This is a genomic window from Mycobacterium sp. IDUB_37 (assembly GCF_055419245.1).
This window is the reverse complement of sequence record NZ_JBVAXG010000042.1, coordinates 1-415: the sequence shown is the minus strand read 5'-3', so window position 1 is coordinate 415 and position 415 is coordinate 1. Positions and strand designations below refer to the sequence as shown.

1 protein-coding gene is annotated in these 415 nt (G+C 72.8%); it reads right to left on the bottom strand.

Annotation, left to right across the window (positions count from 1 at the left end; translation table 11 throughout):
• Positions 1 to 415 (bottom strand): hypothetical protein (locus ACZY1I_RS32220; protein ID WP_463761712.1); only part of this gene is annotated, 415 nt, incomplete at both ends.

Here is a 415-nt window from a genome sequence, read left to right as displayed (position 1 = left end):
GGATTGCCCTGAGTTGTCACGGTGAAGCCCAACCCGCCGATAGCCCCCGTTCCGCCGTTACCGCCAGCGCCACCAGCCCCGTTGGCCCCGCCGGCAATACCGTTACCGCCGACACCACCGGCACCACCGGCACCACCGGCACCCCCATTGCTGGCGTTGACTTGGCCGGCAGCACCAGCGATACCGGCGCCACCGGCACCGCCATCGCCGCCGACACCACCCACCCCGGCCGCACCCGCGCCCCCGCCAACCCCACCGGTGCCCGCCGCACCCCCAGACCCACCAGCACCCCCGCCGCCACCGGTCCCGCCGGCACCCCCATCCACACCCAACGTGGTCGAGGCCTGACCAGTACCACCGTTACCACCGGTGCCACCGCTACCACCAGCACCACCAGTACCGTTGTCCCCGGTGG